This is a genomic window from Nesterenkonia sp. CL21 (genome assembly GCF_031705515.1).
Classification (GTDB): Bacteria; Actinomycetota; Actinomycetes; order Actinomycetales; family Micrococcaceae; genus Nesterenkonia; species Nesterenkonia aethiopica.
This window is the reverse complement of the sequence record NZ_JAUTWR010000006.1, coordinates 115,271-129,268: the sequence shown is the minus strand read 5'-3', so window position 1 is coordinate 129,268 and position 13,998 is coordinate 115,271. Positions and strand designations below refer to the sequence as shown.

15 protein-coding genes are annotated in these 13,998 nt (G+C 70.7%); 6 read left to right on the top strand and 9 right to left on the bottom strand.

The features are described from left to right. Window positions 1-186: 186 nt before the first annotated feature. On the bottom strand, window positions 187-837 hold the full coding sequence (locus Q7C18_RS10745) for a GntR family transcriptional regulator (protein WP_311025395.1): 651 nt from the start codon (window positions 835-837) through the stop codon (window positions 187-189). A gap of 155 nt (window positions 838-992) precedes the next feature. On the opposite strand from Q7C18_RS10745, the gene Q7C18_RS10740 reads away from it, so the two are divergent. Continuing rightward, window positions 993-1,730: a class I SAM-dependent methyltransferase gene (locus Q7C18_RS10740; RefSeq protein WP_311025394.1), complete on the top strand. Its 738-nt coding sequence runs from the start codon at window positions 993-995 to the stop codon at window positions 1,728-1,730. Window positions 1,731-1,821: 91 nt separating this feature from the next. Here the strand turns inward: Q7C18_RS10740 and Q7C18_RS10735 are convergent, their stop codons facing one another. From Q7C18_RS10735 to Q7C18_RS10715, 5 genes are all read right to left on the bottom strand, one after another. Further along, window positions 1,822-2,622, bottom strand: a complete 801-nt coding sequence (locus tag Q7C18_RS10735; RefSeq protein ID WP_311025393.1) for a GolD/DthD family dehydrogenase — start codon at window positions 2,620-2,622, stop codon at window positions 1,822-1,824. Beyond that, a complete protein-coding gene (locus tag Q7C18_RS10730) occupies window positions 2,619-3,092 on the bottom strand; it encodes a ribose-5-phosphate isomerase (protein WP_070162022.1) in 474 nt (157 codons plus the stop codon). Before Q7C18_RS10730 ends, Q7C18_RS10735 begins: the two co-directional genes overlap by 4 nt. A gap of 86 nt (window positions 3,093-3,178) precedes the next feature. After that, window positions 3,179-4,885, bottom strand: a complete 1,707-nt coding sequence (locus tag Q7C18_RS10725) for a dihydroxyacetone kinase family protein (protein WP_311025392.1) — start codon at window positions 4,883-4,885, stop codon at window positions 3,179-3,181. A gap of 69 nt (window positions 4,886-4,954) precedes the next feature. Further along, window positions 4,955-6,373, bottom strand: coding sequence for an RbtT/DalT/CsbX family MFS transporter (locus Q7C18_RS10720; RefSeq protein ID WP_311025391.1), 1,419 nt, complete (start codon window positions 6,371-6,373; stop codon window positions 4,955-4,957). After that, window positions 6,370-7,560: a zinc-binding dehydrogenase gene (locus Q7C18_RS10715; RefSeq protein WP_083277327.1), complete on the bottom strand. Its 1,191-nt coding sequence runs from the start codon at window positions 7,558-7,560 to the stop codon at window positions 6,370-6,372. Before Q7C18_RS10715 ends, Q7C18_RS10720 begins: the two co-directional genes overlap by 4 nt. A 328-nt stretch (window positions 7,561-7,888) precedes the next feature. Here Q7C18_RS10715 and Q7C18_RS10710 point away from each other — a divergent pair, with 328 nt between their 5' ends. From Q7C18_RS10710 to Q7C18_RS10690, 5 genes are read left to right on the top strand one after another with little or no spacing between them, the layout of a single operon-like run. Then, complete coding sequence (locus Q7C18_RS10710) at window positions 7,889-8,866, top strand: sugar-binding domain-containing protein (protein ID WP_311025390.1); 978 nt, start codon at window positions 7,889-7,891, stop codon at window positions 8,864-8,866. Window positions 8,867-8,924: 58 nt separating this feature from the next. After that, on the top strand, window positions 8,925-9,410 hold the full coding sequence (locus Q7C18_RS10705; protein ID WP_311025389.1) for an OsmC family protein: 486 nt from the start codon (window positions 8,925-8,927) through the stop codon (window positions 9,408-9,410). A gap of 46 nt (window positions 9,411-9,456) precedes the next feature. Continuing rightward, window positions 9,457-10,203, top strand: a complete 747-nt coding sequence (locus Q7C18_RS10700) for an ATP-binding cassette domain-containing protein (RefSeq protein WP_311025388.1) — start codon at window positions 9,457-9,459, stop codon at window positions 10,201-10,203. Next, window positions 10,200-10,919 carry a methionine ABC transporter permease gene (locus Q7C18_RS10695; protein WP_311025387.1) on the top strand — a complete coding sequence of 240 codons (720 nt, stop codon included), beginning with the start codon at window positions 10,200-10,202 and terminating at the stop codon, window positions 10,917-10,919. Before Q7C18_RS10700 ends, Q7C18_RS10695 begins: the two co-directional genes overlap by 4 nt. A 56-nt stretch (window positions 10,920-10,975) precedes the next feature. After that, entirely contained in the window at window positions 10,976-11,869 is an 894-nt protein-coding gene (locus tag Q7C18_RS10690) for a MetQ/NlpA family ABC transporter substrate-binding protein (protein WP_311025386.1), read from the top strand. A gap of 33 nt (window positions 11,870-11,902) precedes the next feature. Here the strand turns inward: Q7C18_RS10690 and Q7C18_RS10685 are convergent, their stop codons facing one another. The 3 genes from Q7C18_RS10685 to hxlB form a co-directional block, all read right to left on the bottom strand. Further along, window positions 11,903-12,553, bottom strand: a complete 651-nt coding sequence (locus Q7C18_RS10685) for a DUF1697 domain-containing protein (protein ID WP_311025385.1) — start codon at window positions 12,551-12,553, stop codon at window positions 11,903-11,905. Between the two features lie 72 nt (window positions 12,554-12,625). Further along, on the bottom strand, window positions 12,626-13,258 hold the full coding sequence (gene hxlA, locus Q7C18_RS10680; RefSeq protein ID WP_070158626.1) for a 3-hexulose-6-phosphate synthase: 633 nt from the start codon (window positions 13,256-13,258) through the stop codon (window positions 12,626-12,628). Between the two features lie 59 nt (window positions 13,259-13,317). Next, on the bottom strand, window positions 13,318-13,908 hold the full coding sequence (hxlB, locus tag Q7C18_RS10675) for a 6-phospho-3-hexuloisomerase (protein WP_311025384.1): 591 nt from the start codon (window positions 13,906-13,908) through the stop codon (window positions 13,318-13,320). Window positions 13,909-13,998 lie beyond the last annotated feature (90 nt).

Below are 13,998 nucleotides of genomic sequence, written 5' to 3'. Positions count from 1 at the left end.
TCACGTGCGCTGGTTCACAATCATGCGACCAGGGACGTCAACTGTCAACAGTTGGTAAATAAGTGTTGACTAAGATGGGCTTGGGGCACACCGGGGCAGGGGAGGGTGTGTCGCCGCCTGAGCTGGTCAGCGGCGCGTCAGTGTCAGCTGGCGGACTGCCTGTACGGCGGAAAGCGTGAGCTGAGTTCAGGAGCTCCAGCGCCGGGCGGCTTCGTCCATGTGGGCGAAGAAGGCATGGCGGACCGCGGCCGGGTCCTCGGCGGCGATGGCGTCCACCAACGGGGCGTGATGGTCGTCGTTCATGATGTCGATCGGATCCCCCTCGCCGGGAGAGAACATGACCACGCGCATCCGACCCTCCAGTCCCTGCCAGGTCTCGAGCAACGTGGTGTTGTCGGAGAGCTCGCACAGGCGCTGGTGGAAGGCGAGATCCAGGTTCAGTCGCTTCAGATAGTCGACGGCGGCCCCGCGTGCCGGTGGCAGCAGGGCGCGCAGCTCCGATGCGACGGTGGCGGCGTCGCCGCGGGCGATGATCTCTTCGGCCGCCAGGGTCTCCAAGGCAGCTCGGACGTGAAAGATCTCCCGGATCTCCTCAGCTCCCAGCGTGCGCACTCGCACCTTGCCGCGGGAGTCTCCTGTGACGAGTCCCGCCTGCTGCAGTGTGCGCAGCGCTTCCCTGACCGTTCCGCGACTCACGCCGTAGCTCTCGGCAAGCTCGGTCTCGGCCAGGTGGTCTCCCGGGCGGAAGGTCCCGGTGAGGATGGCGTCCCGGAGTGACTCGAGGACCTGCTCGCGCAGCGTCATGCGATTCAGCTTGGGAAGGCGCGGGTTCGACATGGCGTCAAGCCTACCGGCATGTGTCGACAGTTGACGCGTGTCGGCGTCGCCCACCCCGTTGCCTCCGCGCTTTGGGCCCTTCTGACGTGAGAAACGTCGTCATAAGGGCCCAAACCGCGGAGGCAACGCCATCAGGTGCGAGTACAGTGCAGGGCATGCGTGCCGCCGACTTCTACACCGGCTTGGTGGCCGAGATGTACGCCCCGCTGAAGGGCGAGAGCTTCGACGCCGCCCCCTATGCCGAGTTCATCCGATCTCAGGGCCAGCCGGCTCTGGAGCTGGGCTGCGGCGACGGCGAGCCGATGCTGGAGCTGCTGCAGCTGGGGCTCGACGTCGACGGCGTCGACTCCTCTCCGGACATGCTGGCCCGCTTCCGTGCGGCCGCAGAGGGCCAGGGGTCGGCGCCGCGGCTCTACGCGCAGCGCATGGAGGAACTCGATCTTCCGCGGCGGTACCGCTCCGTCTTCCTCGCCGGGCCCACCATCCTGCTGCTGCCGGACGATGCCGCCGTCGTCGAGACGCTGCGTCGAATCAGGGATCATCTCGCCCCTGAGGGTGCCGCACTCGTCCCGCTCTGGATCCCCGAGCCCGCCGCGGAGCAGGAGATCGGCCAGGTGCGCCAGACCGTCGACGACGACGGCGCCATCCTGCGGCTGACGCTCGTCACTCAGGAGCGCGACGACCCCGCCCGCACCCAGCGGACCCTGCTGCGCTATGAACGGCGCCGGGCTCATGACATCCAGGTCGACGAGCGCGAGTGGCTGCTGCACTGGCACACCCACGCGGGGTTCGTCGCCCTGGCGGAGCAGGCCGGGCTCCGGGCCTCCCTGCAGGACGGAGAACCCGACGACACACCCGGCGCCAGCTGGTCGGTGCTGCTCACCCATCCCTGACGCAGTGTTGACCCCGGAGCGATGGTCGGAATACGCCTACTGACGCGACGTTTAGCGACGATCGCTCCGGAGCCAACGGCGCAGGACAGGGTCAGACGATCGTGAACCCGCCGTCGATGCGCAGGTCCGCTCCGTTGACCATCGCGGCCTCCTGGGAGGACAGGTAGACGACGGCGGCGGCGATCTCCTCGGGCTCGGCGAAGCGCCGGACTGGGATCTCCGCCCGGTGCGCCTCGCCATGCGGCCCGTCCCAGGCCTGCCGACCCAGCTCGGTCATCACCACGGTCGGTGAGATGGTGTTGGCGGTGACACCGTGAGGCCCCAGCTCGCGGGCCAGGGACCGGGTCAGCCCGAACAGTCCGGACTTCGAGGCGCCATAGGCGGCGTGATGCTCCAGCGCCACATGGGCGGCCTGGGAGGCGATGTTCACGATCCGCCCGTAGGCGGCGGCCTTCATGTGCGTGCCCGCGGCCCGGCAGGCCAGGAACGTGCCGGTGAGGTTGACCTGCAGCACCTTCTCCCAGGTCCGTTCCGGCACCTCGTCCACCGGATCCAGGGCCACGATCCCCGCCGAGTTGACCAGGACGTCCAGCGAGCCGTGGGTCGCGACGACGTCGGCGAAGGCCTGTTCCACGGCCTCGGCGTCCGTGACGTCCAGACGGAGCGTGTCTACACCGCCTGACTCGGGGTGGGCGGTGGGCAGCTCCTCGGCGGTGGCGGAGAGGCGCTCGGCGTCCAGATCGGCCAGCACCACCAGCGCTCCCTGCCGGGCGAAGCCGTGGGCGATCGCCTCACCCAGGCCCGAGGCGCCGCCGGTGACGACGGCCACCCGCCCGGTGAGGTCGAACAGCGCGGCCCGGTCCGGTACGGGAGCTCCGCCGGTCGACCTCATCCGCAGCTCCCGGTCTGCTCGTACCTGCTGATCGCGGCGACCTTCTCCGCGGAGGCGCTGGAGGTGTCGAATTCGTAGTTCAGCCAGTCGGCGGCGAGCTTGCGGGCGAGCTCCTTGCCGACCACGCGCTGGCCCATGCACAGCACCTGGGCGTTGTTGGAGAGCACCGAGCGTTCCACGGAGAACGGGTCATGAGCCGTGACTGCCCGGATGCCGGGCACTTTGTTCGCGGAGATCGCCACGCCCAGGCCGGTGCCGCAGATCAGCAGCGCGCGGTCGGCCTTGCCGTCGGCCACCATCTGGGCGGCATCCACCGCGACATGCGGGTAGGGGGTGTGGCCGTCGGAGTCCACGCCGACGTCGACCACGGACTCCACGCGGTCGTCCGCCTCGAAGTCCGCCTTGAGGGCCTCCTTGTAGTCGTAGCCGGCGTCGTCGCAGCCGACCACCAGTCGCAGCTTCTTCGTCATGGATTCTTGCCTTTCGGATGGGATCAGAATGTGGGTCTGGGTCAGGGACAGGGGCTGGAGCGCGGGGACCGGCGCAGGGGTGGAGCTCAGCGCAGGTGTTCGGCGATGCGGCCCAGGATCATCGCCATGGACACGGCCCCGGCGTCGGGGGTGCCCAGGCTCTTCTCGGCGAGCGGACGCGCGCGGCCCACCGCCGGGCGGAGGTCCTGGGTGGCTTCGGCGGCCTTGGCGGCCTCCGCGCTGGCCGAGGACCAGGCGTCGGCCAGCGAGGCACCGCCGGCGACGGCAGCGGAGAGGGCGTCCACGAACGGCACGAGGGAATCCAGCAGCGTCTTGTCGCCCACCTGTGCCCGGCCGAGCTGCTGCATGGAGTCCTGGAAGGCCTGCACCGCGGCGACTGCGTCCTCGGCGGCGTAGGAGGCGGCGGCGTCGTCGAGGGTCCCGGCGGCGGCCTCCAGGGCCGCGCCCCACAGCACCCCGGAGGTGCCGCCGGCGTCGTCGGCCCAGGCGCGTCCGCCGGCGCGCAGCACGGCGGCCGCCCCAGCATGGTCGGGGACCTCGGCGATGGCGGCCTGGGCGGCGGTGATGCCGCGCAGCATGCCGCGGCCGTGGTCGCCGTCGCCGGCGACGGCGTCGATGCGGCCCAGCTCCCCGGACTTCTCCTCCAGCAGCACGGCCAGATCGGAGACGACGGCGCGGACCTGGCCGGCCAGGGCACGGCCAGCCTCTCCGGCGGCGGGGATCTCAGTGGCCGCCGACGTCGTCTCGACGGCGGTGTGGTCGGCGGTGCCGACGGGCAGGGCGGAGGCCACCCGCTTGAACGCCGGGGTGTACGCATCGGCGGTCCACCAGCGTTCGAGGTCCTCGTCCAGCCACATCAGGGTCAGGGAGCAGCCGCCCATGTCCAGGCTGGTGACCAGCTCGCCGATCTCGGGCTGGACCACCTCATAGCCGCGGTCCCGCAGCAGCGCGGACACCCGGCCCCAGACCAGGAACAGCTCCTCGTATTTGGTGGTGCCCAGTCCGTTGAGGATCGCCGCCACCCGGCGCCCGGCGCCCTCCGGGGCCTCGGTGAGCACCCGCTCCACGAACAGCTCCGCGAGCTGGTCGGCGCTGAGCATGGGCACATCCTCGATGCCGGGCTCGCCGTGGATGCCCAGTCCCAGGCCCAGGTGCCCTTCGGGGACCTCGAAGAGCGGCTCCTCGGACCCCGGCATGGTGCAGCCGGAGAAGGCCACCCCCAGGGTGCGGGTCATGGCGTTGGCGTGCTGGCCCGCGGCTTCGACGGCGTCGATGTCGAGCCCTTCGGCGGCGGCGGCACCGAGCACCTTGAACACGGTGAAGTCCCCGGCGATGCCGCGGCGTTTCTCCGGCTCGTCTGCGGAGGCGATGTCATCGGTGACCACCACCACGCGCGCGTCGATGCCCTCGGCGGCCAGACGCTGGGTGGCCAGACCGAAGTTCATGACGTCACCGGCGTAGTTGCCGAAGGTGAAGATCACGCCGCGGCCGGCGTCTGCGGCACGGCCGACCGTGCAGGCCCGGCTGGCCGAGGGGGAGGTGAAGATGTTGCCGACGACGGCGCCGTGGGCGAGCCCGGGGCCGACCAGTCCGGAGAAGGCCGGGTAGTGGCCGGAACCGCCGCCGACGACGACGGCGACCTCCGGGCTGTCCTGCGGCGCGGTAGAGACCACGCCGCCCTCGACGCCGCGCAGCCGGTCGGCGTAGGCGTCGAGGAAGCCGGCGAGCTGGTCCTCCATGAAGGTGGAGGGGTCGTTGTACAGGGTGGTCACGGGAGGGCTCCTTGGACGGGCTGGGGGTGGTCTGCGGACTGACAGGTCACGGGATCGGGGACGGTCGGCTCACCGAGCAGGGGAGGGGGAGGGCTCGTCGGCCAGCGGGACCTCGCGGCGGCCGAAGAGTCTGCCGTGCTTCTCCTTGATCTCGTCCTGGGGGACCTTCAGGTGCCGGATCATCACGAAGGCGCAGGCGTAGAGTCCGACGAAGACCCAGACGACCAGGGAGTTGCGGGCGAAGTCGCTCATGCCCACCCAGCTGGCGATGTTGAAGACGATCGCGACCACGGCGGAGCCGAGGAATGTGGCACCGCCGGCGGCGGTGGTGTACATGGCCATCGCCGCGCCACGGTGGTCCGGGGCCAGGGCCGGCATGATCGCGCCCATCGGCACGAAGCCGGCCAGCAGGCAGCCGAACACACAGCCGGCGATCACCGAGACGATGTATCCCCAGGTGGACCCGGCCGGGACCAGGTGCGGCACGTACCACCACAGCAGCAGGCCGATGGCGGAGCCGGTGATGCCGAACCACTTGACCGTGCGTCGCCAGCCCCAGCGGTCGCCGATGGCGCCGAAGACGGCGTTGACCAGGATGTTGGTGGCGTAGACCGCCACGGTCATGGCCAGCCAGCGGGACTGCCCCCAGCCGAGCGTGGTGGAGATGACCACCGGCAGCATGATGAACATGCCGAACTGCGGGGCCGTGTTGATCAGTCGGATCAGGAAGCCCATGGCGACCCTGCGGTTGGTGAAGGTCAGCCGGATCCCGGCGGTGAGCACCTGGGAGGCCGACTCGCCGGCCGGGGCGAGCCGCTGGGAGCCGCGGGGGTCGCGGATGCCGAAGTGGGCCAGCAGGAAGCCGGCGGCCACGAGGCCTCCGGCGAGCCACATGGCGCCGGTCTCGCCGATGCCGCCGGCCCCGCCGCCGCCGAAGGCGGGGATCGCGCCGATGGCGACCAGCGAGCCCAGGGTGGGCAGTCCGCCGGTGTACATCACGTAGAACCAGCCGATCGCCGTCGAGTTCCGCTCCGGCGGGGCGGTGACGTTGACCCACACGATGAACGCGAAGGCGAACATGGGGAACCCGAAGCCGCGCAGGAAGTAGGTGACGGCGGCCATCTCCAGGCTTCCCGCGGCCAGGGCGAGCAGGAACAGCACTTGGAAGACGATGAAGATCGCCGCGCCGACGGCCATGATGCGGCGCGGACCGAACAGGTCGGAGAGGGATCCGCCCAGGTATGAGGCGATCAGCACCGAGACGGAGTGCCCGGTGATGATCGCGGAGACGGTGGCCTCGGGGGAGCCGAGGACCTCCACCATGTGCGGGGCGAGGATGTTGGACTCCACGCCCACCCCGGTCATCACCAGCAGCAGGCCGAAGAATCCGAAGCGGAGCATGTGCGGCATGCCCATGCGGTCCAGGCGGGTCTCGTCCGGGTGCCCGGCGGGCAGCGGCCCCCGGGTGGTGGTCGCGGTGGTGCTCATGCCTCACCGTCCTGGAGGTTGTTGGCGGTTCCGGCGGGGATCGGCCCGTTGGGCAGGATGGAGACCTTCACGGACTGTCCGGAGGAGTCGGCCACCATGTCCAGGGCGTCCTGGAAGCGCTCGAGCGGGTACTGGTGGGTGCAGATCTGCTCCATGGGCAGCACACCGTCCTCGATGAGCTTGATGGCGGCCGGCCAGCAGTGCGGTCCCAGGTGGGCGCCCAGGACGTCGAGCTCCTTGTCGTCCGAGATGATCGACCAGTCCACGGCGGCCTTGTCCTTGAACACGGAGTACTCCACGAAGCGGCCGAGCTTGCGCAGCAGGTTCAGCCCCTGGCCCACCGCCGAGGGGTGGCCGGTGGCCTCGATGTAGACGTCGGCGCCGTAGCCGCCGGTCAGCTCCTTGACCTTCGCGACGGCGTCCTCTTCGGCGATGTTGATGGTCACGTCGGCGCCGACGGTCCTGGCCAGGGCGAGCTTCTCCTCGACCATGTCCAGGGCGATGATGCGCAGCGGGTTCTTCTGCCGCACCCCGGCGATCGCCGAGAGGCCGATCGGGCCGGCTCCGGCGATGACCACGGTGTCCTCGAACTGGATGCTGCCGCGCTCCACGGCGTGCATGGCGCAGGACAGTGGCTCGGAGAAGGCGGCGAACTGGCCGGGCAGGTCGGCGGATACGGGGTGGGTCAGCGCCTGGACGGGGACCAGCACGTACTCGGCCATGGCACCGTCGAAGCCCTTGAAGCCGAACATGTCGTGGGGCTCGCACATCCAGTAGATGCCGCGGCCGCAGTAGAAGCAGTCTCCGCAGGGGACGATCTGCTCGCAGGCCAGGCGGTCGCCGAAGTCCACGCCGCGGGCGACCAGGGCGCCCTCGCCGGCGGCGACGACGGTGCCGACGAACTCGTGGCCCGGGATGCGGTCGGTCTCGGCCCAGGCGGGCTTGTGCTCGCCGCCCCAGAACTTCTCGGCACCGTGGTAGCACTTCAGGTCCGAGGCGCAGACGCCGACGGCGTCGGTGCGCAGCAGCAGTTCGCCGGGGCCGGGTGTGGGGACCGGGCGGCGTTCGAGGCGGTAGTCCTGCGGACCGTGGACGACGACGGCGCGCATGGTCCCGGGGATCTCCACTCCGGGGGCGGTGGTCGCCACGGGGGAGGTGGCGTGTGCGGTGGCTGAGGTGGTGGTCATCGGTGTGCTCCTCGTGGGTGGGGCAGGTGCGCCGTCGTGGGTCCGACGGGTGCGGGCGCTGCGTCCGGCGGGGTCGTCGGCGTCGGGCCGGCGTCGGCGTCGGGCCGGCGTCGGGGTCGACGGTGCGGATGAGCGACGGATCACGTGGGGCGGATCACGTGATGACCATGGTAGCGTCACCTGAACAGACGTCAAGCACATTTGTTCACGCTCCTCGATGTGACCCGAGATACCCTGAGGAGAGCCCTGATGACCCGCGGGCATCGGCTCCGGGACCGGATGCCGAGCCGCGCGCGGTCCCCATTGCACCGACCTGGAAGGCACACCTGTGGACCGAGACCCCACCCCGGCCCGACCCGCGGGCGAGGGCGAACCCGGCCTCGAGGAGCTCGACCGGCTCTACCGGGCCGCGCAGATGTACTACGAGCAGGGCGCCACCCAGGCGCAGGTGGCCGAGCAGCTGAAGGTCTCCCGTCCCTCCATCAGCCGCATGCTCGGCGAGGCCCGCCGGTTGGGCATCGTGGAGATCCGGGTACATCGCCCCAGCGCCGTCGGCTCCGACGATCTGCGACGCTCCCTCCGCGAGATCCTGGGGCTGCATGAGGTGCATCTGGCCCCCGGTGATCAGTCCGGGCGCCTCGGTCCCGGCCTGGGGCCGATGACCCGTCATGCGCTCGCCGAGGCGCCGCTCAGCGCCGGCGACGTCCTGCTGATCTCCTCCGGGGAGACCACCTATGCGCTGGCTCAGCAGTCTCTGGGGGACTTCAGCGGCGTCGTCGTGGCGCCCACGGTGGGTGGGCAGGCGGAGCCGGACGCCTGGCACCAGACCAACGAGGTGGTGCGTGCCTTCACGGTGACGTCTGGCGGGTACCCGCACTACCTGTTCGCGCCCTCGATGCCCTCGGCGGCGCTGCTCGACGCCTTGCAGGACGACCCGGGGTATCGGCAGATCGTCGACGATTGGCGCTCGGCCAAGGTGGCGCTGGTCGGTGTCGGGGCTCCGGCCTCCACCCGCGCTTCGATCTCCCGGTCGGTGCCGCGGGAACACCCCTCGCTGGCCCGCTCGGTGGGGGACGTGTGCCTGGCGTTCTATGACGAAGCGGGCGTCGAGGTCACCTTCCCCGGCAGCGAGAGGATGGTCCGCATCCCCGCGGACACGCTGAAGGCCGTGCCCACGCGGATCGCCGCGGCGGCGGGCATGCAGAAGGTGCCCAGCATCATCGCCGCCGCCCGCGCAGACTGGTTCAACATCCTGGTCACCGACGAGGCCACCGCCCGCGGCATCGATCAGGCGCTGCGCCGCTGACCGACTCCCGGGACCAGCTCCGGCGGCCTGCCGCGCGCGGCGTGCCTACCATGGCTCCATGACGACCACCCCCGACGACGCCCGCCCTCTCTACACGGCCCGCGTGGTCAACGACGGCGGCACCTCCGGTCACGTCCGCGTTGCGGGAGGGCCCTCCCTGCCGACCGCTTCACCCTTCGACGTCGTCCCGGCCGAGGGCTCCCGCGCCGGCGCCGATCCCGAGCAGCTGCTCGGCATGACCTGGAGCACCTGCCTCAACGCCACGCTGGAGGTCGTGCTCGCCGAGGCCGGGATCACCGCACGCAGCAGGGTCTGCGTGGAGGTGGAGCTGCATCGGGAGCGCTCCGGAGTGGGGTATCGCTTCGTGCCGCGGGCGGCGGCCGCCGTCGAGGGGCTGCGGCCTGCACAGGCGCGGGTCCATGTGGAGGCCGCCCATGCGCGGTGCCCGGTCTCGAAGCTGCTCACCGGTGCGGCGGACGTCTCCGGCGGTCACCCTGGGCCGCGGGTGGAGGCGGTGGAATTCTCCGACCTCCCGGCGCGTTGAGACGGGTCGTGGACGCTTCAGCACAGACCCTGACGAGCAGGCTCGGATGATCGAGCTGCAGCAGGTCACCAAGAGTTACCGACGCCGGGGGACCGGTCGGCGCGGTGGAGAGGTCCACGCCCTGCGCGGGATCGACCTCACGATCCGGGATGAGGAGATGTTCGGCGTCGTCGGGGAGTCCGGCTCCGGGAAGTCCTCCCTGCTGCGGCTGATCAACCATCTCGAGGCACCCACCTCCGGACGCGTCCTGGTGGACGGGGTGGACCTGGCACGGCTCAGTCCCCGGGCCCGGCGGGCGCAGCGTCGTCGCATCGGCATGGTGTTCCAGCAGTTCAACCTGCTGGCCAACAAGACCGCCTTCGACAATGTCGCCCTGCCCCTGCGGCTGCAGCGCCGCAGGGAGCGGGAGAGGGTCATGCAGATGCTGGACTTCGTGAACATGGCGGACCGTGCCCACCAGCACCCCAGTCTGCTCAGCGGCGGAGAGAAGCAGCGGGTGGCGATCGCCCGTGCCCTGGTCACGGACCCGGGCATCCTGCTGTGCGACGAGCCCACCTCCGCCCTGGACGATCACCACACCGAGGAGGTCATGGACATCCTCGGGCAGGTCCGCCGCGAGCTGCGCACCACGATCGTGCTGGTCAGCCACGAGCTCGACGTCGTCAAGGCCTCCTGCGACCGGGCTGCGGTCCTGGAGCGCGGCCGCCTCACCGCCGTCACCGACGTCGTCGCCCCACCGCCGCGTCAGGCGTTCTCCTCCTACGCCGAACGCGCGCAGAGGTACCTCGCATGAGCGGGCAGGAAGCAGCCGGGCAGGGGGTCCTCGGCCGGCTGGACGAGCTCGGCGCCAGCCTGAGCGCCTACCGGGGCGAGATGCTGCAGTCCATCGCCGAGACCGGCGTGATGCTGGGCAACTCGTTGCTCGCGGCGGTGCTGCTGGGCCTGCCGATGGGCACGTGGATGTACCTGAGCCGGAAGAACGGCCCTCAGCCGCGCACCGGGATCTACGCGCTGCTCAACGGCTATGTGAACGTGGTCCGTTCGGTGCCGTTCCTGCTGTTCGTGGTGGCTCTCATCCCGTTCACCCGCTGGATGCTGGGCACCTCCTTCGGCACCACCGCCGCCTCGGTGCCGCTCGCCTTCGTGGCCGTGGCGCTCTACGCCCGCTGGGTGGAGCAGACCCTGCTGGACGTGCCCCGGCAGACGGTGGAGCTGGCCGACTCCCTGGGAGCCAGCACGCTTCAGCTGGTCACCCGGTTCCTGTATCCGGAGGCCCGCTCCGGACTGGTGCTGAGCCTGACCACGGTGACCATCTCCATGGTCTCCTACTCCACCATCATGGGCGTGGTCGGCGGCGGGGGCGTGGGAGACTTCGCCATCCGCTACGGCTACCAGACCTACGAGTACGAGGTCATGTACGCCACCATCCTCATCATGATCGTGGTGGTCATGGCCATCCAGGGCCTCGGCACCTGGACCTCCCGACGCATCGATCGGCGCCTGCGCTGAGCCGCATCCGCCGACCCCTGTCATCACATGCACACTCACACCCGAAGAAGGAGATCATGTCACCTCGTCCTCACTCTCGCCCTGCCCGCTCCCGCCCCGGCTTTCCTCGACCGGCTCGGCGTCGCACGGCCGCGCTGGCCGGGACCGCCGTGCTCGCGGCCGGTGCCCTGCTGCTGACCGGCTGCGCCTCGGACGCCGGCGGGTCCGCCGAGGAGGACGGCGAGGACACCACCATCCGGGTGGCCTCCCATATGACGCCGATGACCGACGTCGTGGAGGTGGCTGCCGACGTCGCCGCCGAGGACGGCTGGACCGTGGAGCTGGTCCAGGTCAATGACAACGTGCAGTACAACCGTCTGCTGGCCGACGGTGAGGTGGACGCCAACTTCGCCCAGCACGAGCCCTACATGGAGGCGTTCAACGCCGAGCACGACGCCGAGCTCCAGGCGCTGGCTCCCATCTACGACGCCAAGGTGGGCTTCTACTCCCGGGACTACGACGACGTGGCGGAGGTTCCCGATGGCGCGAAGGTCGCGATCCCCAACGACGCCTCCAACGAGGGGCGCGCCCTGGCCATCCTGGACGAACACGGGCTGATCAGCCTGGCCGACGGGGTGGGCTTCGAGGGCCGGATCGCCGACGTCGAGGAGAACCCTCATGACCTGGAGTGGGTCCAGGTGGACCTGCTCAACCTCTCCTCGGCCTACGAGGAGGACGACGTCGCGCTGGTCTACAACTACCCGACCTACATCGCCCGGGTGGGGCTGACGCCCGAAGACGCGGTCCTGCTGGAGGAGACCGTGGACCAGCGCTTCGCCATCCAGCTGGTCTCCCGCGCCGAGGACGCCGAGAGCGAGAAGATCCAGGCCCTGGAGCGGGCCATGACCTCCGATGAGGTGCGCGATTTCCTGGTGGAGGAGCACAGCGAGACGCTGCTGCCCTCCTTCTGAGGACTGGGGGCGGAGGAGCCCGCCTCGGTGGGCTCAGGGCATCTTCGCCAGGATGCGCTCCACGGTCCGCCAAGTGCGGGTGGTGATGTCCTTGCCCAGGCGGCGCTCTAGCCAGGCCATCACATCCGGGGATCCCGTGGCGGTGGTGTCGGTGACGGCCAGCACCGCCCCCGCGGGCCCGTGGACGCCCACCACCTGGATCGCCGACGACGGCGGCGCGCCCAGGGCGTCGACGACGGCGGCACCCGCAGGATCTGCGAACGCTCCAGGGTCCTTGAGGAACGTCACCGTCAGGTAGCTGGTCCTGGCATGCTCCCGGTCCCCGAAGGGTGCCGAGGCGACCAGGGCCGCCAGCTCCTCCCGGCTGCGGAGGACGGTGCCGCCGGCGATGCCGAGCTGGTCCTGCAGCGCGGCCTGGATGCGCGCCTCCGCCGCGGCGCGGGCCGCCGAGCCGAGCGCGCCGCCGTCGTGCTCTGGGAGGCCGCGGTCTGTGTGATCGGACGCCGCCCGGAAGATGACGTTTCCGCTGGAGATCACCGAGGCGACCTCGGAGAAGCCGAGGTCCTCGACCACCCCGCGCAGCTTCTCATTGCGCATGTTCGGATTCCCGGGGCCGATGCCGCGCAGCAGCGCGCACCACCACGGACCGGTGGCGGGAAGGGGAGGTGGAGCCGAGGCTGCCATGGGCACAGACTACTGGGGCCCGGCGGGGAAGCAGAGCTTCCCCGCCGGGCCCCAGGTTGGAGGCGGGAGAGGTCAGGCGGGGACGGTGACTGCCGCGCGCAGCGCCTGGGCGGCCGCCCCGATGTCCTCGGCCGAGTAGATGGCCCCGCCGGCGACCGCGATCTGCGCGCCCGCGGCCTGCACGTCGGTGACCGTGGAGGCGCTGACGCCGCCGGCCACGGAGAACGGCACGCCGGAGGCCCGCCCCGCGATCAGGAGGTCATCCAGCGAATAGCCTTCCTGGGCCTGCTCGTCCAGGCCCGCGTGCATCTCGACGAGCTGGGCCCCGAGCTCCACGACCTCCTGGGCCCGGTGTGCCTTGTCCTTGACGCCGATCAGGTCCACGACGACGCCCTTGCCATGGCGGCGGGCGACGTCGACGGCGCCGGCGATGGTGCTGTCATCCGCGGTGCCCAGCACGGTGACGAGGTCGGCGCCGGCGGCGAAGGCGATCTCAGCCTCCAGAGCGCCGGCGTCCATGGTCTTCAGGTCCGCGAAGACGACCTTGTCCGGGTGGGCCTCCTTCACGGCGGTGACCGCGCGGAGTCCCTCGCTCTTGATGAGCGGGGTGCCGAGTTCCAGGATGTCGACGTGGGGTGCCGCCGCGGCGGCCCACTCCAGGGCCTGCTCGGTGGTGAGGGTGTCCATGGCGAACTGGATCTTCATGAGGATTCTCCTTCAGAGTCTGGGGGTGTTGGGTCGAGACGGTGGGTCGGGGGCGGACGTCACTCGAGATTCGCGTGGCGCGGCCAGAGGTCGTCGCCGGTCAGCCCGCTGCGCTGCCACAGGGCGTGGAACAGCGCATCCCCGAGGATCATGAGGCTCTGCTCGAAGAGGCTTCCGGCGTACTGGGTCGAGGCGGCTCCGCTGCGATCCAGCTTGGCGGCCGCCGGCACGGCCACCGTGACGTGGGCGAGCTCGGCCAGGGGCGACTCCGGCGTGGCCGTCAGCGCGGCGACGGTGGCGCCCAGGCTCTGGGCCTTCTCCGCGGCCCGCAGGACTCCCGGGGTGGTCCCGGAGCCGCTGGCCACCAGCAGCACGTCCCCCGCACGGATCGCCGGGGCGGTGGTCTCGCCGACCACGTGGGTGGTGATCCCGAGGTGCATGAGACGCATGGCCGTCATCTTCAGCGCCAGGCTCGTGCGGCCTGAGCCGAGGACGAAGACTCGCTCAGCGCCCGAGACGACCTCGGCGAGGTCCTCCAGGGTGCGCCCGGCCAGTGTCAGGGTGTCGGAGCTCCGGGCAAGTTCGGCGGTGATCTCCTGCAGCGCACTGCCGACGGTGGCGTGCGCGGTGAGCGTGATGTTCGCGGTCATGGGGACGATCCTGCCCAGCGGCCGGGCCCTGCACCATCCCTCGAAGGTCCAGTGAGACTGCCCGTTCGGCCAGGACTGCCCGGACGGGCA

Bases quoted from the DNA above. Each gene is read 5' to 3' on its own strand.
- Q7C18_RS10745 (WP_311025395.1), bottom strand. From the start codon at position 837: ATGTCGAACCCGCGCCTTCCCAAGCTGAATCGCATGACGCTGCGCGAG.
- Q7C18_RS10740 (WP_311025394.1), top strand. From the start codon at position 993: ATGCGTGCCGCCGACTTCTACACCGGCTTGGTGGCCGAGATGTACGCC.
- Q7C18_RS10735 (WP_311025393.1), bottom strand. From the start codon at position 2,622: ATGAGGTCGACCGGCGGAGCTCCCGTACCGGACCGGGCCGCGCTGTTC.
- Q7C18_RS10730 (WP_070162022.1), bottom strand. From the start codon at position 3,092: ATGACGAAGAAGCTGCGACTGGTGGTCGGCTGCGACGACGCCGGCTAC.
- Q7C18_RS10720 (WP_311025391.1), bottom strand. From the start codon at position 6,373: ATGAGCACCACCGCGACCACCACCCGGGGGCCGCTGCCCGCCGGGCAC.
- Q7C18_RS10715 (WP_083277327.1), bottom strand. From the start codon at position 7,560: ATGACCACCACCTCAGCCACCGCACACGCCACCTCCCCCGTGGCGACC.
- Q7C18_RS10705 (WP_311025389.1), top strand. From the start codon at position 8,925: ATGACGACCACCCCCGACGACGCCCGCCCTCTCTACACGGCCCGCGTG.
- Q7C18_RS10700 (WP_311025388.1), top strand. From the start codon at position 9,457: ATGATCGAGCTGCAGCAGGTCACCAAGAGTTACCGACGCCGGGGGACC.
- Q7C18_RS10695 (WP_311025387.1), top strand. From the start codon at position 10,200: ATGAGCGGGCAGGAAGCAGCCGGGCAGGGGGTCCTCGGCCGGCTGGAC.
- Q7C18_RS10690 (WP_311025386.1), top strand. From the start codon at position 10,976: ATGTCACCTCGTCCTCACTCTCGCCCTGCCCGCTCCCGCCCCGGCTTT.
- Q7C18_RS10685 (WP_311025385.1), bottom strand. From the start codon at position 12,553: ATGGCAGCCTCGGCTCCACCTCCCCTTCCCGCCACCGGTCCGTGGTGG.
- hxlA (WP_070158626.1), bottom strand. From the start codon at position 13,258: ATGAAGATCCAGTTCGCCATGGACACCCTCACCACCGAGCAGGCCCTG.
- hxlB (WP_311025384.1), bottom strand. From the start codon at position 13,908: ATGACCGCGAACATCACGCTCACCGCGCACGCCACCGTCGGCAGTGCG.